The organism is Variovorax palleresanus (assembly GCF_051144945.1).
Classification (GTDB): Bacteria; Pseudomonadota; Gammaproteobacteria; order Burkholderiales; family Burkholderiaceae_C; genus Variovorax; species Variovorax paradoxus_S.
The window spans coordinates 2881394-2903998 of sequence record NZ_JBJNVP010000002.1 but is presented as its reverse complement, the minus strand read 5'-3'; the positions used below and the strand labels follow the sequence as shown (position 1 = coordinate 2903998).

The following is a 22605-nucleotide window of genomic DNA, read 5'->3' as shown; positions in this document are numbered from 1 at the left end:
CGCCAGTGGTGCGCCGGGCATTTTTTCCCGCAGTGAATTCAATCGAGGCGGCGGACCACGTCCATCGCCTCTTCGATGCGGTCGACGGCGTGGATGGTCAGGCCCTCGATCTCTTTCGATCCCTTGCGCGGCGCATTGGCCTTGGGCACCACGGCCACGCTGAAGCCGAGCTTGGCGGCTTCGCGCAGGCGCTCCTGCCCGCGCGGCGCGGGGCGCACCTCGCCCGCCAGGCCCACTTCGCCGAATGCGATGAAGCCCTTGGGCAGCGGCTTGCCGCGCAGGCTCGAGGTGATGGCCAGCATCACGGCCAGGTCGGCCGCCGGTTCGCTGATGCGCACACCGCCCACGGCGTTGACGAACACGTCCTGGTCCATGCAGGCCACGCCCGCGTGGCGGTGCAGCACGGCCAGCAGCATGGCAAGGCGGTCGCGGTCCAGCCCCACCGAGAGGCGGCGCGGGCTCGGTCCGCCGTTGTCGACCAGCGCCTGGATTTCCACCAGCATCGGCCGCGTGCCTTCGAGCGTCACCAGCACCACGCTGCCGGGCACCGGCTCGGCATGCTGGCTCAGGAAGATCGCGCTCGGATTGGCCACGCCCTTCAGGCCGCGCTCGGTCATGGCGAACACGCCGATCTCGTTCACGGCGCCAAAGCGATTCTTGATGGCGCGCACGAGGCGGAAGCTCGAATGCGTGTCGCCCTCGAAGTACAGCACCGTGTCGACCATGTGCTCGAGCACGCGCGGGCCGGCGAGCGCGCCCTCTTTCGTGACGTGGCCCACCAGCACCACGGCCGTGCCGCTGGTCTTGGCAAAGCGCGTGAGGTGGGCCGCGCATTCGCGCACCTGCGCCACCGAGCCCGGTGCGGAGGTGAGCTGGTCGGAGTACACCGTCTGGATCGAATCGATCACCGCGATGGCCGGTCGCGTGGCGTCGAGCGTGGCGATGATCTTCTCGAGCTGGATCTCGGCCAGCACCTGCACCTGCGAATGGTCGAGGCCGAGCCGCCGCGAGCGCAGCGCCACCTGCGCGCCGCTTTCCTCGCCGGTGACGTAGAGCGCGTTCTGCCCCGCGCGCTGCAGCGCATCGACCGCCTGCAGCAGCAAGGTCGACTTGCCGATGCCCGGATCGCCGCCGATGAGCGTGACGCCGCCCGACACGATGCCGCCGCCCAGCACGCGGTCGAGTTCTTCCAGGCCGGTGGGCGTGCGCTCGATGTCGGTTGCTTCTATTTCCGACAGCGTGGCGAGTTCGGACGCGCCCGCGAGCGAGGTGTATTGCGTGCCGAAGCGGTTGTTGGCCGGGCCGCTGCTGCTGCCCGCGACCTGCTCGATGAGTGTGTTCCAAGCGCCGCAGCTCGGGCATTTGCCGAGCCACTTGGGGCTGGTGCCGCCGCATTCGCTGCAGACAAATAGTGTTTTTTCCTTGGCCATGCGGGGAGTTTAGGTGTCCGCACAAACCCTGATGGAAAACGGCTAGGAAAGAAATTCCAAATCATTTAACATGTTAACTAATTCAGCGAGACACAGCTTTTGAGCACCACCTTCACTCACCGCAATCTGCCGCGCCTGCTGCTGCAGGCCCGCGAAGCCGTGATGGCCCACACGCGGCCCAGCCTGCGCGAGCACGCGCTGTCCGACCAGCAATGGCGCGTGCTGCGCGTGCTCGGCGAGCACGGCGCGGTCGAAACCGGCCACGTGGCGCGCGAGGCCTTCATCCTCGGCCCCAGCCTCACCGGCGTGCTCGCACGCATGGAGCGCGACAAGCTCATCACGCGCAGCCGCGACCCCGAGGACCAGCGCCGCACCGTGGTCGAAGCCACGGCGCATGGCATGAAGCTGGTGAAGCGCCTGTCGACCAGCATCGAGGCGCACTACAACTGGATGGAAAAGTCGCTCGGCAAGGCCAAGCTCACGCAGCTCTACGGGCTGCTCGACGAACTCATTGCACTGGAGCAGCCCTCATGAGCAGCGGCGCCCCGCATTACCTTCCGACAGGCACCGTGTACGGCACGCTGCTGAACTTTCGCGCCGAGTTCGACGCGCTCGCGCCGCAGATGGCAGAGCCGCCCTACAAGGCGCCGCCGAAAGCGCCGGTGCTCTACGTGAAGACCGCCAACACCTGGAGCCCGCACGGCAGCGCCATCGCTGTGCCTTCGTCCGTACCCGAAGTGGAGATCGGCGCCAGCATCGGCATGGTGATCGGCGCCGAGGGCGACGTGGAAGGCTTCGTGCTGATGAACGATCTCTCGATTCCGCATGCGAGCTTCTTCCGCCCTCCCGTGAAGTTCAAGTGCGTGGACGGGTTCCTCGGCATCGGTCCGGTGCTGCGCGACGCGCAGGAGGTGGCCGACCCCGCGGGCTTTCGCGTCGAGGTGCGCATCAACGGTACGCTGAAGCAGTCGATCGATTTTTCGCAGCTCGTGCGTCCGGCGCAGCAGCTGCTGGCCGACGTCGGCGACTTCATGACGCTCGCGCACGGCGACGTGCTGATGCTGGGCTGCGACGCCGGCCGGCCGCTGGCCCGCGCGGGCGACCGCATCGAGATCTCCGCGCCGGGGTTCGAGACCCTGGCCAACACGCTGGTGCAGGAGGTGGCCGCATGAAGCACGCACGTGTCATTTACGAAGGCCGCGAACACACCGGCATCGCGCACGAATTCAATGGCGAACAAGATGCCGCCGTGCGCCTGGAAGACGGCCGCATCGTGCCGCAGGAGCAGCTCACATGGCTGCCGCCGCTCGCGCCGACCGTGCGTCCGCGCACCATCCTCGCGCTCGGCCTCAACTACGCCGACCACGCCAAGGAACTGGAGTTCAAGGCGCCCGAGGAACCGCTCGCGTTCGTCAAGGGCCAGAGCACGCTGACCGGCCACCGCCAGCGCACGCACCGCCCGGCCGGCGTGCAGTTCATGCACTACGAATGCGAGCTCGCCATCGTCGTCGGCAAGACGGCGCGCCGCGTGAAGCGCGATGACGCCTACGACTTCATCGGCGGCTACACCGTGGCCAACGACTACGCCATTCGCGACTACCTGGAGAACTGGTACCGCCCCAACCTGCGCGTGAAGAACCGCGACACCTGCACGCCGCTCGGACCCTGGTTCGTCGACGCGGCCGATGTGCCCGACCCGATGGCGCTCGCGCTCAAGACCACGGTGAACGGCACTGTCACGCAGCAGGGCAACACGCGCGACATGATCTTCGACGCGCCCTTTCTCATCGAGTATTTCAGCCGCTTCATGACGCTGTCGCCCGGCGACCTGATCCTGACGGGCACCCCCGATGGCGTGGTCGATTGCCGGCCCGGCGACGTGGTGGTGACCGAGATCGAGCGCATCGGCGCGCTGGTCAACACCATCGAGGGCACCTAGCGCCGCACTGCTTTTCCATACCAACGACAGAAGAGACAAACCCCATGACGACCAGGAACAAGCTAGCGCTCGCGGCGGCCCTGGTGGCTTTCGCCACCGCCACCTTCGCACCCCACGCACAGGCCCAGGCCTTCCCCGCCAAGCCCGTGCGCTGGGTGGTCGGTTATCCCGCGGGCGGCGGCACCGACTTTCTCGCGCGCACCGCCGGCGCGCAGCTTTCGCAGCAGCTGGGCCAGCCGGTGCTGGTGGACAACCGCCCCGGCGCGGGCGCCATCATCGCGTCGGAGAACGTGGCGCGCTCGCCCGGCGACGGCTACACCGTGTTCTCGGCCGACAACGGCGTGCTGGTGTACAACCCCGCGCTCTACAAGAAGCTGCCCTACGACGCGGAGAAAGACTTCGCGACCGTGGGCATGATGGGCCGCTCGACACTCGTCATCACGGCCGCACCCAACGCCGGCCTGGCCGACGCCAAGGCACTGATCGCCGCCCTGAAGGCATCGCCGGGCAAGTACAGCATCGCCACGCCGGGCACCGGCAGCCCGCATCACCTGGCGCTCGAATTGTTCCAGCGCGAAGCCGGCGTCTCGATGCTGCACGTGCCCTACAAGGGTGGCGCGCCCGCGCTGCAAGACCTGATGGGCGGGCAGGTGCCGCTGATGATGCTCGACCTGCCCAGCGGCGTGAGCGCGGTCAAGGCCGGCAAGGTGGTGCCGCTCATGACCATGGGCGCCGAACGCATCCCGCAGCTGCCCAACGTGCCGACCGCGAAGGAGCTGGGCTACGCGGGCGTCGAGGCCTACACCTGGCAAGGGCTCGTGGTGCCGGCTGCCACGCCGAAGGAGGTGCAGGCCCGGCTCGGCGCCGACCTGCAGAAGACCATGGCCGATGCCGGCGTGCGCCAGAAGCTCTACGACGCGGGCTGGGAGGCACGCCCCGCCGACGGCGCGGAGATGACGCGCTTCGTCGATGCGGAGCGCAAGAAGTGGCATGCCTTGATCAAGGCCCGCGACATCAAACTCGACTGACCCTCAGGGGACCCCATGCAACAGATTCATCACCTCATCGGCGGCAAGAGCGTCGCCGGTACCGACTACTTCGAGACCGTCAACCCCGCCACGCAAGAGGTGCTGGCCGAGGTGGCCTCCGGCGGCGAAGCCGAAGTGAACGCGGCCGTGGCCGCCGCCAAGGAGGCCTTTCCCAAGTGGGCCGGCATGCCCGCGACCGAACGCGCCAAGCTGGTCCGCAAGCTCGGCGAGCTGATCGCGAAGCACTTGCCCGAGATCGCGCGGACCGAGACCGACGACTGCGGCCAGGTGATCGCGCAGACCGGCAAGCAGCTGATTCCGCGCGCAGCCGACAACTTCTATTACTTCGCCGAGATGTGCACGCGCGTCGACGGCCACACCTACCCCACGCCCACGCACCTGAACTACACGCTGTTCCATCCGGTGGGCGTGTGCGCGCTGATCAGCCCGTGGAACGTGCCCTTCATGACTGCCACCTGGAAGGTCGCGCCCTGCCTCGCCTTCGGCAATACCGCGGTGCTGAAGATGAGCGAGCTCTCGCCGCTCACGGCCGCGCGCCTGGGCGAGCTCGCGCTCGAAGCGGGCATTCCGCCGGGCGTGCTGAACCTGGTGCACGGCTACGGCAAGGAGGCCGGCGAGCCGCTGGTTGCGCACCCCGACGTGCGCGCGATCTCGTTCACCGGCTCCACCGCCACGGGCAACCGCATCGTGAAGAGCGCGGGCCTGAAGAAGTTCAGCATGGAACTGGGCGGCAAGAGTCCGTTCGTGATCTTCGACGACGCCGACCTGGACCGTGCGCTCGACGCGGCGGTGTTCATGATCTTCAGCAACAACGGCGAGCGCTGCACCGCCGGCTCGCGCATCCTGGTGCAGCAGTCGATCTACGCGGACTTTGCAGCGAAGTTCGCCGAGCGCGCCAAGCGCATCACGGTGGGCGATCCGCTCGACGAGAAGACCATCGTCGGGCCGATGATTTCGCAGGCGCACCTGGCCAAGGTGCGCAGCTACATCGAGCTGGGCCCGAAGGAAGGCGCCACGCTGCTGTGCGGCGGACTCGAGGTTCCGGGCAACCTGCCCGAGCGCGTTCGGCGCGGCAACTACGTGATGCCGACGGTGTTCGCCGATGTCGACAACCGCATGCGGATTGCACAAGAGGAAATCTTCGGTCCGGTGGCCTGCCTGATTCCGTTCAAGGACGAGGCCGATGCGATCCGCCTTGCGAACGACATCGAGTACGGCCTCTCGAGTTACGTGTGGACCGAGAACATCGGCCGCGCGCACCGCGTGGCGGCCGCGGTGGAAGCTGGCATGTGCTTTGTCAACAGCCAGAACGTGCGGGACCTGCGTCAGCCCTTCGGCGGCACCAAAGCCTCGGGCACAGGTCGCGAAGGCGGCACTTGGAGCTACGAAGTGTTTTGCGAGCCGAAAAACGTTGCGGTTTCGATGGGTTCGCATCACATTCCGCATTGGGGGGTGTGAGATGAGTCCCCGGTTTTCTGTTCAACGCGCTGTGGATTCGGTGCTTTGTTCGTGGGGCGCTCCCGCCGACGGGGTACCTTGCTCCGCGAATGTCCCCCGGCCTGCGGCCTCCTCCTTTATTTCGCTGCGCAAGGCACCCCATCGACGGGATCGTTGGGCAGAGCGGTCGTTGATCAGCCAGCACAACGACAGCGCCCGGTGGGCACAGGGCGCCGGGTGCTCCCCGCAGCGAAATAAAGGAGGAGGCCGCAGGCCGGGGGACATTCGCGGAGGGGAGTACCCGGTGGCCTTTGCACGCGCCCTGAACAAAGATACAAGGTCACTGCAATGAGCCTCTACGCCATGCAGAAATTTCTGTTCGCCCTCAACCGCGATGCCAACGCGCAGCGCCGCTACGCCGAAGGCGGTGAAACACGTGTCGAGTTGCTGGCTGCCTATGACCTCAACGACGAAGAGCGCGAAGCCATCGACAAGGGCGACATCGGCAAGCTGTACGTACTGGGCTGCAACGGACAACTGCTGATGCACTTCGCACCACTGCTCGGCATCGCATGGGCCGACTACCTCGAAGCCATGCGCGAAGGCGTGCGCAAGTACGGTCCGGTGCGTGCAGGAATTTATGCCATGACAACGGGCACAGACGAAAAGGTGGCAGGCGTATGAGTCTCGTATTCGCAGGCGTTTGCAGCCACGCCCCCGGCATCACCGGCCGCGCCCACCTGGCCGATCCGGCGGTGAAGGACGAGTTCCACGCGCAGTTCCATCGCTTCGGCGAAGCAATGCGCGCCACGAAGCCCGATGCAGTGATCGTGGTCGCGGCCGAGCACTTCGCGAACTTCTTCATGAACAACATGCCGGCGTATGCAATGGGCATGGCCGACAGCTACGAAGGCCCGATCGAGGACCCGAAGTGGCTCGGCATTGAGAAGACGAAGGTGCCCGGTGATGCGGCGCTTTCGCAGCGCCTCATCCGCGAGGTGATGCAGACCGTGGACGTGGCCTACGCGGAAGAATGGAAATTCGACCACGGCATCATGGTGCCGCTCCACTTCTTGACGCCGAAGTTCGACACCACGGTCATCCCCGTGAACATCAACTGCCAGGGCCCGCCGCTCACGCCGCTGCACCGCGCCTGGGCCTTTGGCGAGGCATTGCGCCGCGCCTGCGACAAGGCGCCCGAACGCATTGCGCTGGTGGGCACGGGCGGCATCTCGCACTGGCCGGCCACGCCTGATTCGGGCAAGGTCAACGCCGAGTGGGACGCGGAGTTCATGCGCCGCTGGTGCGCCAACGACCGCGAGGCGCTGCTCTCGCAAGCCGACTACAACGACGAAGCCACCTACCGTGAAGCCGGCCAGGGCGGCTTCGAGATCCGCACCTTCCTGAGCGTGGCCGCGGCCGCGCGCGGCAAGGGCGAGATCCTGCACATGAAGGCCATACCGATCTTCGCGGTGACATGCACCGCCGCGACGATGTCGATCGAATGAACGGAACACGCACATGCCGCACCTCGTGATCCTCTACACGCCCAACATCGAAGCCGAAACCGACATGACGGCGCTTTGCCGCACGCTGGCCGACACCATGCTGAGGCAGCGCGACGAAGCCGGGCAGCCGGTGTTTCCCGTCGGCGGCACACGCGTGCTGGCCTACCCGGCCGCGCACCATGCGGTGGCCGACGGCAAGGCCGACTACGCCTTCGTGTACCTCAACATCCGCATGGCGGCCGGACGCTCCGAGGCCGTGAAGAAAAATGCCGGCGACGAACTGCTGGCGGACGTGCGCGCACATTTCGAGCCCATCTTCAGCAAACGCCATATCGGCATCACGCTGCAGATCGACGAAAGTCCGGGCCAGGTGTACGACGGCAAGCACAGCAACCTGCATCCCCTCTTCAACAAGCAGTAGTAAAGAAACCATGCTCACCGCCGACACCATTGCCAGGCTCGCGGCCGAGCTGCACGAAAGCGAAAAATCGCGCGTGCAGGTCGAGCACTTTTCCAAGCGCTTTCCCGAGATGACGCTGGAAGACGGCTATGCCATCTCGCGCGAATGGGTCAAGGCCAAGATCGCCGAGGGCCGCACCGTGAAAGGCCACAAGATCGGCCTCACCTCGCGCGCCATGCAGTTGTCCAGCCAGATCACCGAGCCCGACTACGGCACCTTGCTCGACGACATGTTCTTCGAGCAGGGCAGCGACATTCCGTTCAAGCGTTTCATCGCGCCGCGCATCGAGGTGGAGCTGGCCTTCATCCTCGGCAAGAAGCTACAGGGCCCGAACGTGACGATCTTCGACGTGCTGGCCGCCACCGACTACGTGGTGCCCGCCATCGAAATCATCGATGCGCGCATCGAACAGTTCGACCGCCACACCAAGGCGCCGCGCAAGGTGTTCGACACCATCGCCGACAACGCGGCCAACGCCGGCATCGTGATGGGCGGCCGGCCGGTGAAGCCCGACGCGGTCGACCTGCGCTGGGTGAGCGCGCTGCTCTACAAGAACGGCGTGATCGAGGAGTCGGGCGTGGCCGCGGCCGTGCTCAACCACCCCGCCACCGGCGTGGCCTGGCTCGCGAACAAGCTCGCGCCGTGGGACGAACACCTCGAAGCCGGCGAGGTGGTGCTCGGCGGCTCGTTCACCCGCCCGACTACCGCACTGCCGGGCGACACCTTCCATGCCGACTACGGCCCGCTCGGCAGCATTGCCTTCCGTTTTGTCTGAAAGACCTTCCATGCAAACACCGCTCAACACCTTCAAGCAGGCCATGCAGGCCGGCGAGCAGAAGATCGGCCTCTGGGTCGGCCTGGCCGACGGCTACGTGGCCGAGATTCTTGCCGGCACCGGCTACGACTGGCTGCTGATCGACGGCGAGCACGCGCCCAACGACGTGCGCTCGGTGCTCGCGCAGCTGCAGGGCATCTCCAGCGCATGGTCGGCACAGCCCGAGGCCGAGCGCTCACACCCCGTGGTGCGGGTTCCGGTGGGCGACACCACGCTGCTCAAGCAATACCTGGACATCGGTGCGCAGACCATCCTGGTGCCGATGGTCGACACCGCCGAACAGGCGGCGCGAATGGTGCAGGGCATGCGCTATCCGCCCGAAGGCATCCGCGGCATGGGCAGCGCTCTCGCGCGCGCCTCGCGCTGGCAGGCCTATCCCGGCTACCTGCACGAAGCCAATGCGCAGACCTGCCTGCTGGTGCAGGCCGAGACCGTCGAAGCAATGAAGAACCTCGATGCCATCGCGGCCACGCCGGGTGTGGACGGCGTGTTCATCGGGCCGGCCGACCTGTCGGCGTCGATGGGTTTCGTCGGCCAACCGAACCACCCCGAGGTGCAGGCCGTGATCGCCGACGCCATCGCACGCATCCGCAAGGCCGGCAAGGCGCCGGGCATTCTCTCGACCACCGAGGAGCAGGCGCGCAAATGGCTCGCGGCGGGCGCGCAGTTCGTGGCGGTGGGCGTCGACACCATCCTGCTCACGGCGGCGGCGAAGCAGCTGGCGGCGAAATACAAGAACGCCGCGGGCACCGTCACGCCCAACGGCTACTGAAATTCTTTTCGCACCGCGTCATGACCTCCCCGACCGATCCGAACAGCAAGCGCTTCCGCTCCGCCACCATCCGCGAAGGCACGATCCGCGCGACCACGCGCAGCTTTCTGCATGCGCTGGGCCAGGACGACGAGGACATCGCTCGGCCGCACATCGGCGTGTTCCACACCGGCGGCGAGATGAGCCCCTGCAACCTCAACCTGCGGGAGCAGGCGCAGCACGCCAAGACCGGCATCTATGCCGGAGGCGGCACGCCGCACGAATGCCCCGTGGTGTCGGTGAGCGACGGGCTCACCATGGCGCATTCGGGCATGCGCTTCTCGCTGATCTCGCGCGAGCTGATTGCCGACAGCGTCGAGGCCTCGACGCGCGGCCACCAATGGGATGGCATCTTTGCCATCGGCGCCTGCGACAAGAACCTGCCGGGTTTGATGATGGGCATGGTGCGCTGCAACGTGCCGAGCGTGTTCGTGCATGGCGGCTCGGCGCTGCCGGGGCAGATGCCCGGTCCCGACGGGCGCGACCTCAACGTGGTCGACACCTACGAGACCATCGGCAAGGTGCTGGCCGGCACCGCCACGCACGACGAACTCGACGCCATGAGCCGCGCCTGCCTGCCCACTGCCGGCGCCTGCGCGGGCCAGTTCACGGCCAACACCATGGGCATGGTGTCGGAGGCACTGGGCCTTGCGCCCATCGGCTCGAGCATGGTGCCCGCGGTGTTCAGCGAACGCGCGCCGCTGATGCGCCGCGCCGCGAAGAACCTCATGAAGGCGGTGATGGGCGACAGCCCCTTGCCGCGCGACATCGTGACGCGCAAGGCGCTTGAAAACGCCTGCGCCGTGGTGTCGGCCACGGGCGGCTCGACCAACGCCGCGCTGCACCTGCCGGCCATCGCGCACGAGGCGGGCATCAGGTTCCACCTGGACGACGTGGCCGAGATCTTCGCGCGCACGCCGCTCATTGCCGACCTGCGGCCGGGCGGGCAGTATCTGGCGCGCGACGTGTTCTACATCGGCGGCGCGGGCGTCATTCTTCGCACGCTGATGGAGCAGGGTTTTCTGCATGGCGACGCGCTCACCTTCACCGGCCGCACGATGGCCGAAGAGCTGGCCGGTGCCGCCGCGCCCGACGGCCGCGTGGTGCGCGCGGCCGGCAACCCGATCACGCGCGACGGCGGCCTGGCGGTGCTCAAGGGCAACCTCTGCCCGGACGGCGCGCTGCTCAAGACCGCAGGCCTCCAGACGCTGGTGCACCGCGGCCCGGCGCGCGTCTTCGAGTCCGAGGAAGAAGCCCAGGCGGCCGTGCAGAACCGCCGCTACGAAGCCGGCGACGTGATCGTGATCCGAAACGAAGGCCCGAAGGGAAGCCCCGGCATGCGCGAGATGCTGGGCATCACCGCCCTGCTCTACGGCCAGGGCATGGGCGACAAGGTGGCACTCCTGACCGACGGGCGTTTTTCGGGCGCCACGCGCGGCCTGTGCATCGGCTACGCGGGGCCCGAGGCAGCCGACGGCGGACCGATTGCGGCGCTGCGCGATGGCGACATCGTCGCCATCGACGCGCGGGCCGAGGCGCGCAGCATTTCGGTGGAACTGACGGCGGAAGACATCGCGCGCCGGCTCTCCGAACGTCAGGTAAACGCGGGGGCGCCCCACCGCGGCTTGCTGGAAAAATATGCCCTCACCGTGCGCCCCGCCTACCAGGGCGCAGTGACCCATTCGGGCGCAGTCACCTGGCTGCGCGACGAGTCATAGCCGTGAAATCACTATCAACACCCGGAGACAAACCATGACCTTCACCCGCCGCCAGTTGCTGCAGACCACCGGCGCCTCGGCGCTGCTCGCGAGCCTGGGCCAGCACGCCTTTGCGCAAGCCAGCATCGAAACCGCCACCATCGTCACCGGCTTTGCCGCCGGCGGCACCTCGGACACCACCTGCCGGCGCATCGCGCAGAAGCTCAGCCCCGAGTACGCGAAATCCGCCGTGGTCGAAAACCGCACCGGCGCGGGCGGGCAGATTGCCGTGAGCTACGTGAAAGGCCGTCCCGCCGATGGCACCACCATCCTGCAGACGCCGACCTCGATCCTCACGATCTACCCGCACATCTACAAGAAGCTGCCGTACGACCCGATGGTCGACCTCACGCCGGTCAGCATCGCGTGCATCTTCGACTTCGGCTTTGCGGTCGGGCCCTCGGTGCCGGCCAGCGTGAAGACGGTGCCCGAGTTCCTGGCCTGGGCCAAGGCCAACCCGGCCGGCGCCAACTTCGGTTCGCCCGCCGCGGGCTCCACGCCGCACCTCATCGGCGCGCTGCTGGGCAAGAAGGGCGGCGCCGAACTCAAGCACGCGGCCTACCGCGGCACGCAGCCGGCCATGCTCGACCTGCTGGGCGGCAACATCTCGGCCGTGTCGGGCCCCATCGGCGACATCACGCAGCATCTGGCCTCGGGCAAGGTGCGCATCCTGGGCGTTTCGGGCGCCAAGCGCAGCCGCTTCGCACCCGACGTGCCGACCTTCGGCGAGCAGGGCATCCACGACATGGCGCACAGCGAATGGTTCGCCTTCTTCCTGCCCGCCAAGGCATCGCCGGAACTGGTCGCGCGGCTGAACACCGCGATGAAGAACGCGCTCGCGCAGAAGGACGTGATCGACGGGCTCGGCACCTTCGGGCTGGAAGCCATGTCTTCCACGCCCGCGGAGCTGACCGAGCTGCTGAAGAAAGACACCGCCAAGTGGGCGCCGATCGTCAAGGAAGTCGGCTTCACCGCTGAAGGCTAACCGTATGAAGGAACTGCAATGAACACACTCGCCACTCCCGTGCCGCCATCGGCGCTGGTCCATCCCTCGATCCATCCGGACGAGCGCGCCGCGCGCGAACAGCTTGCGGCCTGCTACCGCGTGTTCGCGATGCTCGGCTGGACCGAGATGATCTACAACCACATCACGCTGCGGCTGCCCGACAGCGTGACGGGTGGAGCAAAGCAGTTCCTCATCAACCCTTTCGGGCTGCACTACAGCGAGGTCACGGCCAGCAACCTGGTGAAGATCGACCTGCAGGGCAAGGTGCTCGACGGTTCGAGCCATCCGGTGAACCCGGCCGGCTTCACCGTGCATGCGGCCATTCACGACGGCCTGCCCGGTGCCCACTGCGTGATGCACACGCACACCACGGCCGGCGTGGCCGTGGCCTGCCTGCAGGGCGGCCTGCAGCAGACCAATTTCTACACCGCGCAGCTGCACGGCATGGTGGCGTACCACGACTTCGAGGGCATCACCATCCATGCCGACGAAGGCCCGCGCCTGCTCAGGAGCATCGGCAACCGCAACGCCGTGATCCTGCGCAACCACGGCCTGCTGGCCTGGGGACAGACGCTGCCGCAGACCTTCGCGATTCTCTGGACGCTGCAACGCGCCTGCGAGATCCAGATGGCGACCTTCTCGATGGGTGCGGCCATTCCGGTGAGCGAGGACATCGCAGAGCGCTGCACGCGCGATGCGCTGCAGTTCAGCCCCGAGCATGGCGCGGGGCAGGATGTGTTCGATGCCCTGGTGCGCCAGGTGGACCGCATCGATCCGAGTTATTGCAACTGAGGCAGCCTCTTTCATGAAAATTTGCATCTACGGCGCCGGTGCCATCGGCGGTTGGATCGGCGCCGGCCTTGCGCGGGCCGGTGAACGCCTCAACGTGGTGGCGCGCGGCGCCACGCTCGACGCGCTGCAGCGCGATGGCCTTTCGCTCATGCGCGGCGACGTACGCACGCGCGTGCCCGTCAACGCGCAGGCCGAGCCCGAGTCGCTGGGCGTGCAGGACCTCGTGGTCATTGCCGTGAAGGCGCCTGCGCTGGCCGGCGTGGCCGAGCGCATCGGGCCGCTGATCGGGCCCGACACCCTCGTGCTGGTCGCAATGAACGGCGTGCCGTGGTGGTTCCTCGAAGGCGGCTTCGGCGGCGCCATCACCGGCCATCGGCTGGCGGCGGTGGACCCCGATGGCGCGATCGCCAGGGCCATTCCCACCCGCAACGTGATCGGCTGCGTGGTGCACGCCAGCTGCTCGCTCGACGGGCCCGGCGTGATACGGCATCACTTCGGCAACGGGCTGATCGTGGGCGAGCCTTCAGGCGAGGCCACGCCGCGTGTGCAAAAGCTCGTCGAGCTGCTCAAGAGCGCCGGCTTCGACACCACGCTGTCGCCGCAGATCCAGAAGGACGTGTGGTTCAAGCTCTGGGGCAACATGACGGTGAACCCGATCAGCGCGCTGACCGGCGCCACCACCGACCTGATCATGGGCGACGACTACGTGCGCGGCTTCATCTCGGCCGTGATGCTGGAGGCGAAGGACATCGGACGGCGCATCGGCATCGAGATCACGCAGAGCCCGGAAGACCGGCATGCGGTGACGATGAAGCTCGGCGCGTTCAAGACCTCGATGCTGCAGGACGTGGAAGCCGGGCGATCGGTGGAGCTCGATGCGCTGGTGACCGTGGTGCGCGAGCTGGGCGAGCTGACCGGGGTGGCCACGCCGTTCACCGACGCGCTGCTGGGCCTTGCCCGCTTGAAGCTGCGGCAGCTTGGCCTGTATTGATTGGGCGCTTCACGTCCAACCTCAACCCATCACAGGTTTTCGCGGCATCGTCACCCACCAGGCCGCCACCACGATCAGCAACCCGCCGATCCAGCCCCAGGCCCCGACCGTCTCCCCGAACCCATACACCGCGATCAATGCCCCGAACACCGGCTCGCTCCCCATCAGCAGCGACACCCGGCTCGGGCTCGAACGCGAGGCCGCATGGTTCTGCGCGAAGAACGCGAAGACCGTGCACAGCAGCACGAGGTAGGCCATGCCCCACCAGAAGGAGGCCGTGGCAGGCGGTACGTGCCACGCGCCCTTCGACACGGCGAGCGACAGCACCGCCGCGCCGAGCGCCATCACGCCCGACTGCACTGCCGTCAGCGTCAGCGCTGGCATCGAATGGCGGCCGGCGAGCCGTCGCGTCATGCAGACCATCACGGCGCGCAGGAAAGCGGCGATCACCATCAGGCCGTCGCCCCACCCCACCGAGATGTCCGCGGGCGAGGTGGCCGACAGCATTGCGGCGCCTGCCGCCGACAGGCCCGCTGCCCAGAACACGCGCTGTTCCGGCCGCTGCCCGAGCAGCCACCATTCGACCAAAGGCGTGAGCGCCACGCACAGGCTGATCAGGAACGCGGCGTTGCTCGCCGTGGTGAGCGACACGCCGAACGTCTCGCAGACGAAGATCGCCAGCAGGTTGGCGCCGAGCAGACCGCCCACCGCAACGCCTTGCCGCCATTGCACGTTGAAGAGCGGCTTGAGCGCCGGCAGCAGCACGACGAAGGTCAACCCGAAGCGCAGCGCGATGAACTCCAGCACGGGCAGCTGCTGCGTGGCCTGCTTGGCCACCGCATAGCTGCCACCCCACACGGCCGCCACGAGCAGCAGCATGATCTCGGCGGCGCCGATGCCGGCCCACTTTCTCTCGCCCCACGCGACCGGGGCGATGCCGCACACCTGCTTTGAATCCATACTGTCGGCCCACCGTCCTGAACAACTAAAGAAAGAATTGTTCCGGGCATCACACGGGCCGAACAGCCTTCGGCCGGAACAGGACCCTTGCGCCGTGGGAACGAATTCATTTCTCAAAGTGCTGCCGGAGATGGTGACCTTCCTGCGGGTCGCCGAGCTGGGCAGCTTCTCCGCGGCGGCTGATCTGCTGGGCATGACGCCCTCTGCCGCGAGCCGGCAGGTGAAGCGCCTGGAAAAGGAAATCGGCGTGCAGCTGATCCAGCGCACCACGCGCCAGCTGCGGCTGACCGAGCCCGGCGTCGAGGCCTTCGCGCGGTGCCGCGAACTGGTGCTGGCGGCGCAAGGCACGATGGACATTGCGCAGCAGTTCTCGAAGAAGCCGAGCGGGCTGGTGCGCGTCAGCGCGCCGAAGGCCTTCGCGCGGCGCGTGCTGCATCCGCACATCCTCGACTTCCTGCAGCGCCATCCCGAGGTCGACGTGCAGCTCATCGTGGACGACCGCGACATCGATCCAATCCGCGAAGGCGTGGACCTGGTGGTGCGGTTGACGACGAAGCCACCCGAAGGGCTGGTGGCACGGCAGCTGATGCCGGTCGCGCACATCCTGTGCGCCTCGCCGCGCTACCTGGCAGAGGGCAACGCCATCGAACACCCGCGCGACCTGCTCGCGCACAGCTGCCTCTCGCTCGGCGAGCACGAGCGCGACAACCATTGGCGCTTCAGGAAGGGCGACGAAGACGAAGCCGAGGTGGTGGTGCGGGGCCGCTATGTCTCCAACCACAGCGAGGTGCGGCTCGAAGCCGCGCTCGCGGGACTGGGCGTGGCCTGCGTGCCGGCCTTCATGGCACAGGAGGCCTTGGAGGACGGCCGCGTCGTGCGGGTGCTGGCCGGCTGGGAGTTCCAGGGCAACTACCGCGGGCACGCCTACATCCTCTATCCGCCCAGCCGCTTCACCGTGCCCAAGTGCCGGGTGCTGATCGACCATCTGCTGGATGCGCTGGCTGCCCAGGACGGCGGCCGGAAGAAGCTCAGTGCTTCTTCAGCAGGGCCCGCACGGCCTCGGGCAAGGAGTTGACCTGGGGCATGAAGTGGTCGAGCGCGGCGCCCAGAGCCACGGCGCAGACCACCGCGCCGAGCAGCGGCTTCCAGGTCAGCCGCACGGCGGCCATCAGCCAGCCCTCGCGCGCCACGCGCACCGCGGCGCGGGCCGACACGTACGAGAACGCCACTTCGACGGCCACGGCCAGCAGCGCGTCCCAGCTGAAGTAAAGCAGCACGAGCGAGCCGGCGCCGAGCACGATGGCGGTGCAGATCAGGAAGATGGCAACCACCGGCACCACGATGACCGCGCCTTCGTCGGCGCCGCCCGCGATGTCGAGTGCGCCGCTGGCGGCGTCGGACAGCGCGCTTCCCTCGGCGCTGCTTGCCGGGCTGCTGCCGCCCGCATCGAGCGCGAAGTCAGCCGCATCGGCGATGTCGCCCCCGTCGACGTTGAAGTCGGACCGGTTCTCGACCAGACGCCTGGCCCACCAGCGCAGCACCAGCAGGTAGCCGAGGTATCCCACGCCCAGCGTGAGGAAATAGCGCACCGCCAGCGACTGCACGTCGAGCACATGCATCTGCAATGCAGAGGCACCCCACATCAGCAGCAGCGTGAAGCTGCCGATGAGGATGCCATGCGTGCGCAGGCTGTAGTTGCGGTGCAGGTCGCGCTCGAGCTGCGTCTCCCACAGGCGCACCGAGCGCCAGTTGGAGAGCACCTTCATTCGTGGTCGGCGGGAGCGAAGGGCACGCGCGGCGCCACCGCGCACATGAGTTCGTAGCCGATGGTGCCGGCCGCCTGCGCGACCTCGTCGATGGGCAGCACCGCGCCGGTCACGGCCGAGCGGCCCCACAGCGTGACCTCGGCGCCGAACTTCGCGTCGGGCACGGGCGTGAGGTCGACGGTGACCATGTCCATGCTCACGCGGCCCAGCATGCGGGTGCGAACGCCGTTCACCAGCACCGGTGTGCCGGTGTTGCAGTGGCGCGGATAGCCGTCGGCATAGCCGACCGCGGCCACGCCGATGGAAAGCGGCCCGTCGGCCGTGAAGTTGGAGCCGTAGCCGATGGTGTCGCCGGCCTGGAGCGTCTGCACGCCGATCAATTTGGTCGACAGCGTCATGGTGGGCTGCAGCTGCCAGTGCGCGCTGTCGTGCTGAGGAAAGTCGGGCGCGCTGCCATACAGCAGGATGCCGGGGCGCACCCAGTCGCCCCGGGTCTGTTCGGCGTGGCGGAGGGTGGCGGCGCTGTTGGCAATGGAGCGCTCGCCCGGCAGGTCGTGCGTGACGCGCTCGAACACCGCCAGCTGGTGTGCGATGCCGCGCGCGCCGTCGGCGTCGCTGAAATGCGTCATCAGCGAAATCTCGTCGACTTGCGGCAGTGCGTTCAGGCGCGTCCAGGCGGAACCGAAGCGCTCGGGCGCGAAGCCCAGGCGGTTCATGCCGGAGTTCATCTTGAGGAACACGCGCTGCGGCTTGAGCGTCTTGTGGGCCGCGAGCATGTCGATCTGCTCGTCGCAGTGCACGGTGTGCCACAGGTCCAGCCGCGAGCACAGCTCCAGGTCGCGCGCATCGAACACGCCCTCGAGCAGCAGCACCGGGCCGCGCCAGCCAAGTGCGCGCACCCGTTCGGCCTCGGCCAGGTCGAGCAGGGCAAAGCCGTCGGCACCGCGCAGGCCCTCGTAGACGCGCTCGATGCCATGGCCGTAGGCATTGGCCTTGACCACGGCCCAGACGCGGGCATCGAGCGCGGCGCGGCGTGCCCGATCGAGGTTGTGGCGAAGCGCTGCGGTGTGAACAGTGGCGAGAATGGGACGCGGCATGGCAAATGTCGGATGGTGAAGACGGGGTTTTAGCATCTTCGCAAGCAGGGCTGTCCAGGTTGGCAACGCTGATTTCGCCGTCGTACCCCCATGCTATAACCGCCCATTCGCCAAACGTCGCAACACTTTCTCACTACTGCCAGCAACCTTCCTGGCCAGCCAGCCCATCGATGAAGCGCGGTTTCTACACGATCATGTCGGCCCAGTTCTTTTCGTCGCTGGCCGACAACGCGATCTTCGTCGTGGCTGTCGAGCTCATGCGAAGCACGGGAGCGGCCGAATGGCAGCGCGCGGCGCTGGTGCCGATCTTCGCTGTCTTCTACGTGGTGCTGGCGCCGCTGGTGGGCGCGTTCGCAGACGCCTTGCCCAAGGGGCGGGTGATGTTCATCAGCAACGCGATCAAGGTTGTCGGCTGCCTGATGATGCTGTTTGGCTCGCATCCGCTTCTGGCCTATTCGATCGTGGGGCTTGGCGCCGCGGCCTATTCGCCCGCCAAGTACGGCATCCTGACCGAGCTGCTGCCGGCTTCGCAGTTGGTAAAAGCCAACGGCTGGATCGAAGGCCTGACGATCGCTTCGATTCTCCTGGGCATCGTGCTCGGCGGTTCGCTGGTGGGCCATGCGGTCTCGACCCAGCTGCTGTCCATCGACCTGCCGCTGATCAACACCGGGGTCGATTCGCCGGCCGAGGCGGCCATCTCGGTGCTGATCTTCGTCTATGCACTGGCGGCCTGGTTCAACACGCGCATTCCGCACACCGGCGTCGAGATGCGGCCGCTGCGGGCCGATCCGGCGCACGGCCTGGGGCGCAACATGCTCTCGCTGCTGCCCGATTTCTGGCACTGCAACGCGCGCCTGTGGCGCGACAAGCTGGGCCAGATCTCGCTGTCCACCACCACGCTTTTCTGGGGCGCGGGCGCCAATCTCAAGTACATCGTGCTGGCCTGGGCCGCGCTCGCGCTCAACTACAACACCACGCAGGCCACGGCGCTCACCGGCGTGGTCACCATCGGCATGGCGGTGGGCGCCATCGTCGCCTCGATGCGCATGCGGCTGGACATGGCCACGCGCGTGATCCCCATGGGCATCGGCATGGGCCTGCTGGTGATCAGCATGAACCTGATCAGCAATGTCTGGATCGCCGTGCCCTTCCTCATCCTTCTGGGCGGGCTGGGCGGCTTCCTGGTGGTGCCGATGAACGCGCTGCTGCAGCACCGCGGCCACAACCTGATGGGCGCGGGCCGCTCGATTGCCGTGCAGAACTTCAACGAGCAGGCCTGCATCCTGCTGCTCGGCGGCTTCTACAGCGCCTGCACCGGCCTGGGCCTGTCGGCCTTCACGGCCATCGGCGCCTTCGGCGGCGTGGTGGCCGGCTGCATGTGGCTCATCCAGCGCTGGCATCATCACAACCTGCGCAAGTACCCCGAAGAAGTCGAGCACCTGCTCGCCATCGCCCGTAGCGACAAGCATCATTGACCTCCCCCAGGCTGCGCGCACTTCGTGTCGCTTCGCCCACCCCCTCACCGGGGGCAACACCGGTGGCCCGGCAAAGCCGGTTCCACGGTGTTCCACGAAAAGTCCGCCTCCCATGCCTGCTTTAGCACTGATTTTTAATGCCTTTGTCTGGGGCGTTTCCTGGTTCCCGTTCCGGCACATCGAAAGCCACGGGCTGCATCCCGTGTGGACCACTTGCCTGATCTACGTGGCGATCTCGCTCGTGATGGGGTTCTTTCGCCGGCATGCCTGGCGCGGCTTCGCGGCGTTTCCGATGCTGGTGGCGCTGGGCCTGGCGGCGGGTTTCACCAACCTCGGTTTCAACTGGGCCGTGACGCAGGGCGACGTGGTGCGCGTGGTGCTGCTGTTCTACCTGATGCCGCTGTGGAGCGTGCTGCTGGGCTGGGCGGTGCTGGGCGAGCGGCCCACGGCGGGTGCGCTCGCGCGGGTGGCGCTGGCGCTCACCGGCGTGGTCGTGGTGCTGAAGGCGCCGGGTGTCGACTGGCCGGTGCCTTCGAGCCTGCCGGACTGGCTGGGCGTGGCGGCCGGCTTCAGCTTTGCCGTGACCAACATCCTGCTGCGCCACTTGCACGGCGCGCCCGGCGAATCGCGTGCGCTGGCGATGTTCTGCGGCTGCGCGCTGGTGGCGGGCATCGCCGCGGCGAGCGGCACCCTGCTCGGTGCCTTCGCCTCGCCCCTGTCGGCCACGCCGGGCTGGATCGCGTGGGCCGCCTTGCTGGGCGTCGGCTTCGTGGTGGCCAATGTCTGCCTGCAATACGGCGCGGCCCGGCTGGCGGCCAGCGCCACGGCGGTGATCATGCTGTCGGAGGTGCTGTTCGCCAGCGTCTCTTCCGTGGCGCTCGGCGCGGCCCAGATGGATCCGCGCATCCTGGCCGGCGGCGCACTGATCGTGCTGGCGGCCGTGTGGTCGGCGTTTGCGCGAACGCCGGCAGAGGGCGATGATCGCCTTTCGTCTCCCACTTGAGGTACTTCCATGGCCAGCATCTACGACTTCGAAGCCAACCGTATCGACGGCAAGAACGTGAAGCTTTCCGCCTTCAAGGGCAAGGTGCTGCTGATCGTCAACACGGCCAGCCAATGCGGCTTCACGCCGCAGTTCGCGGGGCTCGAGGAACTGCACGAAAAGTACGCCGACAAGGGGCTCGTGGTGCTGGGCTTTCCGTCGAACCAGTTCGGCTCGCAGGACCCGGGCACCAACGAGGAAATCGGCGCCTTCTGCACCACCAACTACGGCGTGAGTTTTCCGATGATGGAAAAGATCGACGTCAACGGCAGCAATGCCACGCCGCTCTACCAGTGGCTCACCAAGGAGAAGCCCGGGCTCCTGGGCAGCACCGCCATCAAGTGGAACTTCACCAAGTTCCTGGTCGGGCGCGACGGGCAGGTGCTCCGGCGCTATGCGCCGCTCGACACGCCCGCCTCGCTCACGCGGGACATCGAGGCCGCGCTGGCGGCCGGCTGAGACGCTCGCTCAGAAGCGGAAGCTGGCGGTCTTGGAGCCGCCGCCCACCGTCACCGATTGGCTCTTGGCGTCGCCGCCGGTCGTGGTGGCGCTGATGGTGTAGCGGCCGGCCGGAATGTCGACCAGGCAGACCGGCCCGCTGGCGCGCCAGGTCAATGAAGGCGCACCGTCGGCACCCTTGATGTCGACCTGCACGTCCGCCAGATAGGCGCCGTCGGCGCGCGCGAAAAGCAGTGCCAGCGGATGGTCCTTCATGGCGGCGCGAATGGCGTTCGATTCGTCCGAGCCGATACCGCCGCAGACATAGCGCACCGCACCCTCGCCCTTCCACTGCGGCATGGCCGACTGTGCCTGTGCCCCGAAGGCGCCGGCCGCGCAGGCGCAGGCCAGCAAGGCACGCCGCAAGTTCTTCGAAACGATGAAAGCTTGAACGGAAGACATGGGGCTGACTCCTGGGAAAAACGGTGCAGCCATGATGCCGTGCGAGCGGCCCCCGCGCGAGTCGGACCAGGGCGCTCTTCGGTGTGCGATCAGGCCGTCGCCAGCAGCGCAGCGTCCAGCAATTCGACCCAGTGGCGCACAGGCGTCTCCTGGCTGCCGCTTTGCAGATGCGTGATGCAGCCGATGTTGGCCGAAGCGATGACGCTCGGCTGCAGTTGCTTCAGATGCCCGAGCTTGCGGTCGCGCAGCGGGTAGGCCAGTTCGGGCTGCAACACCGAGTAGGTGCCGGCCGAGCCGCAGCACAGGTGCGATTCGTTCATGGCCACGCGCACGTCGAAGCCCAGCGCGCGCAGATGCGTCTCGACCCCGCCGCGCAGCTTCTGGCCGTGCTGCAGCGTGCACGGCGGATGGTAGGCCACCACGCCGGCCGGCGCACGCACGCGAGCCTTCAGCGCAGGAACGAGGTCGGGCAGCAGTTCGCTCAAATCGCGCGTCATCTCGCTGATGCGCGCCGCCTTGGCGGCGTAGGCCGGGTCGTGCCGGAGGATGTGGCCGTACTCGCGCACCGTGACGCCGCAGCCCGAGGCGTTCATCACGATGGCTTCGACGCCGCCGCCTTCCGGGCCGCGCTCGACCTCCGGCCACCAGGCGTCGATGTTGGCGCGCATCTGCGCCTTGCCGCCCTCCTGGTCGTTGAGGTGGAACTTCACGGCGCCGCAGCAGCCGGCCTCCTTCGCGATCACCGTCTGGATGCCTGCCGCATCGAGCACGCGCGCGGTCGCGCTGTTGATGTTGGGCATCATCGACGGCTGCACGCAGCCCGCGAGCATCAGCACCTTGCGCGCATGTGTGGCGGTGGGCCAGGCGCCGGCCTCCTGCTTCGCGGGCACCTTGGCCTTGAGCGCCTCGGGCAACAGCCCGCGCACCGATTGGCCGAGCGCCATCGCGGGGCCGAAGAGCGGCGACGGCAGCCCTTCCTTCAGCAACCAGCGGGTGGCCGATTCCATGGCCGGGCGCGGCACTTTCTCGTCGACGATCTTGCGGCCGATGTCGACCAGGTGCCCGTACTGCACGCCGCTCGGGCAGGTGCTTTCGCAGTTGCGGCAGGTCAGGCAGCGGTCCAGGTGCAGCTGGGTGCTGCGCGTCGGCGCCTTGCCTTCGAGCACCTGCTTGATCAGGTAGATGCGGCCACGCGGCCCATCGAGCTCGTCGCCGAGCAGCTGGTAGGTGGGACAGGTGGCGGTGCAGAAGCCGCAGTGCACGCACTTGCGCAGGATGGCTTCGGCCTCGCGGCCGTCGTCGGTGTCGCGGAATTCGGGGGCGAGCTCGGTTTGCATGGCGAGAAATGAG

At 67.5% G+C, this 22605-nt stretch carries 24 protein-coding genes; 18 read left to right on the top strand and 6 right to left on the bottom strand.

What is annotated here, in order from left to right; all coding sequences use genetic code 11:
• Positions 1–38: 38 nt before the first annotated feature.
• Positions 39–1430, bottom strand: a complete 1392-nt coding sequence (radA, locus tag ACJ7Z0_RS17605; protein ID WP_434790859.1) for a DNA repair protein RadA — start codon at positions 1428–1430, stop codon at positions 39–41.
• A 99-nt stretch (positions 1431–1529) separates the two neighbouring features.
• Here radA and hpaR point away from each other — a divergent pair, with 99 nt between their 5' ends.
• The 14 genes from hpaR (at position 1530) to ACJ7Z0_RS17535 (ending at position 14015) form a co-directional block, all read left to right on the top strand.
• A complete protein-coding gene (gene hpaR / locus ACJ7Z0_RS17600) occupies positions 1530–1964 on the top strand; it encodes a homoprotocatechuate degradation operon regulator HpaR (protein ID WP_434790858.1) in 435 nt (144 codons plus the stop codon).
• Positions 1961–2602 (top strand): fumarylacetoacetate hydrolase family protein, encoded by a 642-nt coding sequence (locus tag ACJ7Z0_RS17595; protein ID WP_434790857.1) that lies wholly within the window; start codon positions 1961–1963, stop codon positions 2600–2602. Before hpaR ends, ACJ7Z0_RS17595 begins: the two co-directional genes overlap by 4 nt.
• Complete coding sequence (locus ACJ7Z0_RS17590; protein WP_434790856.1) at positions 2599–3369, top strand: fumarylacetoacetate hydrolase family protein; 771 nt, start codon at positions 2599–2601, stop codon at positions 3367–3369. The genes ACJ7Z0_RS17595 and ACJ7Z0_RS17590 overlap by 4 nt, the downstream gene beginning before the upstream one ends.
• A 44-nt stretch (positions 3370–3413) precedes the next feature.
• Positions 3414–4397, top strand: coding sequence for a Bug family tripartite tricarboxylate transporter substrate binding protein (locus ACJ7Z0_RS17585; RefSeq protein WP_434790855.1), 984 nt, complete (start codon positions 3414–3416; stop codon positions 4395–4397).
• A gap of 15 nt (positions 4398–4412) precedes the next feature.
• Positions 4413–5876 (top strand): 5-carboxymethyl-2-hydroxymuconate semialdehyde dehydrogenase, encoded by a 1464-nt coding sequence (hpaE, locus tag ACJ7Z0_RS17580; RefSeq protein WP_434790854.1) that lies wholly within the window; start codon positions 4413–4415, stop codon positions 5874–5876.
• A 327-nt stretch (positions 5877–6203) separates the two neighbouring features.
• Entirely contained in the window at positions 6204–6539 is a 336-nt protein-coding gene (locus ACJ7Z0_RS17575; RefSeq protein ID WP_434790853.1) for an aromatic ring-opening dioxygenase subunit LigA, read from the top strand.
• Entirely contained in the window at positions 6536–7363 is an 828-nt protein-coding gene (locus tag ACJ7Z0_RS17570; protein ID WP_434790852.1) for a DODA-type extradiol aromatic ring-opening family dioxygenase, read from the top strand. The genes ACJ7Z0_RS17575 and ACJ7Z0_RS17570 overlap by 4 nt, the downstream gene beginning before the upstream one ends.
• Before the next feature lie 13 nt (positions 7364–7376).
• Entirely contained in the window at positions 7377–7784 is a 408-nt protein-coding gene (locus tag ACJ7Z0_RS17565; protein ID WP_434790851.1) for a 5-carboxymethyl-2-hydroxymuconate Delta-isomerase, read from the top strand.
• A gap of 10 nt (positions 7785–7794) precedes the next feature.
• Positions 7795–8598 (top strand): 2-oxo-hept-4-ene-1,7-dioate hydratase, encoded by an 804-nt coding sequence (gene hpaH, locus ACJ7Z0_RS17560; protein ID WP_434790850.1) that lies wholly within the window; start codon positions 7795–7797, stop codon positions 8596–8598.
• A gap of 10 nt (positions 8599–8608) precedes the next feature.
• Entirely contained in the window at positions 8609–9430 is an 822-nt protein-coding gene (gene hpaI, locus ACJ7Z0_RS17555; protein WP_434790849.1) for a 4-hydroxy-2-oxoheptanedioate aldolase, read from the top strand.
• 20 nt (positions 9431–9450) lie between these two features.
• Complete coding sequence (gene ilvD / locus ACJ7Z0_RS17550) at positions 9451–11187, top strand: dihydroxy-acid dehydratase (RefSeq protein ID WP_434790848.1); 1737 nt, start codon at positions 9451–9453, stop codon at positions 11185–11187.
• 34 nt (positions 11188–11221) lie between these two features.
• Positions 11222–12211, top strand: coding sequence for a Bug family tripartite tricarboxylate transporter substrate binding protein (locus ACJ7Z0_RS17545; RefSeq protein WP_434790847.1), 990 nt, complete (start codon positions 11222–11224; stop codon positions 12209–12211).
• 18 nt (positions 12212–12229) lie between these two features.
• The gene (locus tag ACJ7Z0_RS17540) at positions 12230–13024 is read left to right on the top strand and encodes a class II aldolase/adducin family protein (RefSeq protein WP_434790846.1); all 795 of its coding nucleotides are present in this window, start codon (positions 12230–12232) and stop codon (positions 13022–13024) included.
• Positions 13025–13037: 13 nt separating this feature from the next.
• Positions 13038–14015, top strand: coding sequence for a 2-dehydropantoate 2-reductase (locus tag ACJ7Z0_RS17535; protein ID WP_434790845.1), 978 nt, complete (start codon positions 13038–13040; stop codon positions 14013–14015).
• 21 nt (positions 14016–14036) lie between these two features.
• On the opposite strand, the gene ACJ7Z0_RS17530 is transcribed toward ACJ7Z0_RS17535, so the two are convergent.
• Entirely contained in the window at positions 14037–14975 is a 939-nt protein-coding gene (locus ACJ7Z0_RS17530; protein WP_434790844.1) for a DMT family transporter, read from the bottom strand.
• A gap of 94 nt (positions 14976–15069) precedes the next feature.
• On the opposite strand from ACJ7Z0_RS17530, the gene ACJ7Z0_RS17525 reads away from it, so the two are divergent.
• Positions 15070–16050 (top strand): LysR family transcriptional regulator, encoded by a 981-nt coding sequence (locus tag ACJ7Z0_RS17525; protein WP_434790843.1) that lies wholly within the window; start codon positions 15070–15072, stop codon positions 16048–16050.
• On the opposite strand, the gene ACJ7Z0_RS17520 is transcribed toward ACJ7Z0_RS17525, so the two are convergent.
• Both ACJ7Z0_RS17520 and alr read right to left on the bottom strand, forming a co-directional pair.
• Positions 16004–16741, bottom strand: coding sequence for a hypothetical protein (locus tag ACJ7Z0_RS17520; protein ID WP_434790842.1), 738 nt, complete (start codon positions 16739–16741; stop codon positions 16004–16006). The genes ACJ7Z0_RS17525 and ACJ7Z0_RS17520 overlap by 47 nt on opposite strands.
• Positions 16738–17838 (bottom strand): alanine racemase, encoded by a 1101-nt coding sequence (gene alr, locus ACJ7Z0_RS17515; protein ID WP_434790841.1) that lies wholly within the window; start codon positions 17836–17838, stop codon positions 16738–16740. Before alr ends, ACJ7Z0_RS17520 begins: the two co-directional genes overlap by 4 nt.
• A gap of 170 nt (positions 17839–18008) precedes the next feature.
• Here alr and lplT point away from each other — a divergent pair, with 170 nt between their 5' ends.
• The 3 genes from lplT (at position 18009) to ACJ7Z0_RS17500 (ending at position 20814) form a co-directional block, all read left to right on the top strand.
• Entirely contained in the window at positions 18009–19313 is a 1305-nt protein-coding gene (gene lplT / locus ACJ7Z0_RS17510; RefSeq protein ID WP_431125794.1) for a lysophospholipid transporter LplT, read from the top strand.
• A gap of 112 nt (positions 19314–19425) precedes the next feature.
• Positions 19426–20316 (top strand): DMT family transporter, encoded by an 891-nt coding sequence (locus tag ACJ7Z0_RS17505; protein ID WP_434790840.1) that lies wholly within the window; start codon positions 19426–19428, stop codon positions 20314–20316.
• Between the two features lie 9 nt (positions 20317–20325).
• Positions 20326–20814 carry a glutathione peroxidase gene (locus ACJ7Z0_RS17500; protein WP_434790839.1) on the top strand — a complete coding sequence of 163 codons (489 nt, stop codon included), beginning with the start codon at positions 20326–20328 and terminating at the stop codon, positions 20812–20814.
• A gap of 9 nt (positions 20815–20823) precedes the next feature.
• Here the strand turns inward: ACJ7Z0_RS17500 and ACJ7Z0_RS17495 are convergent, their stop codons facing one another.
• Complete coding sequence (locus ACJ7Z0_RS17495) at positions 20824–21255, bottom strand: carboxypeptidase regulatory-like domain-containing protein (protein ID WP_434790838.1); 432 nt, start codon at positions 21253–21255, stop codon at positions 20824–20826.
• A gap of 89 nt (positions 21256–21344) precedes the next feature.
• Complete coding sequence (gene glcF, locus ACJ7Z0_RS17490) at positions 21345–22592, bottom strand: glycolate oxidase subunit GlcF (protein WP_434790837.1); 1248 nt, start codon at positions 22590–22592, stop codon at positions 21345–21347.
• Between the last annotated feature and the right edge of the window lie 13 nt (positions 22593–22605).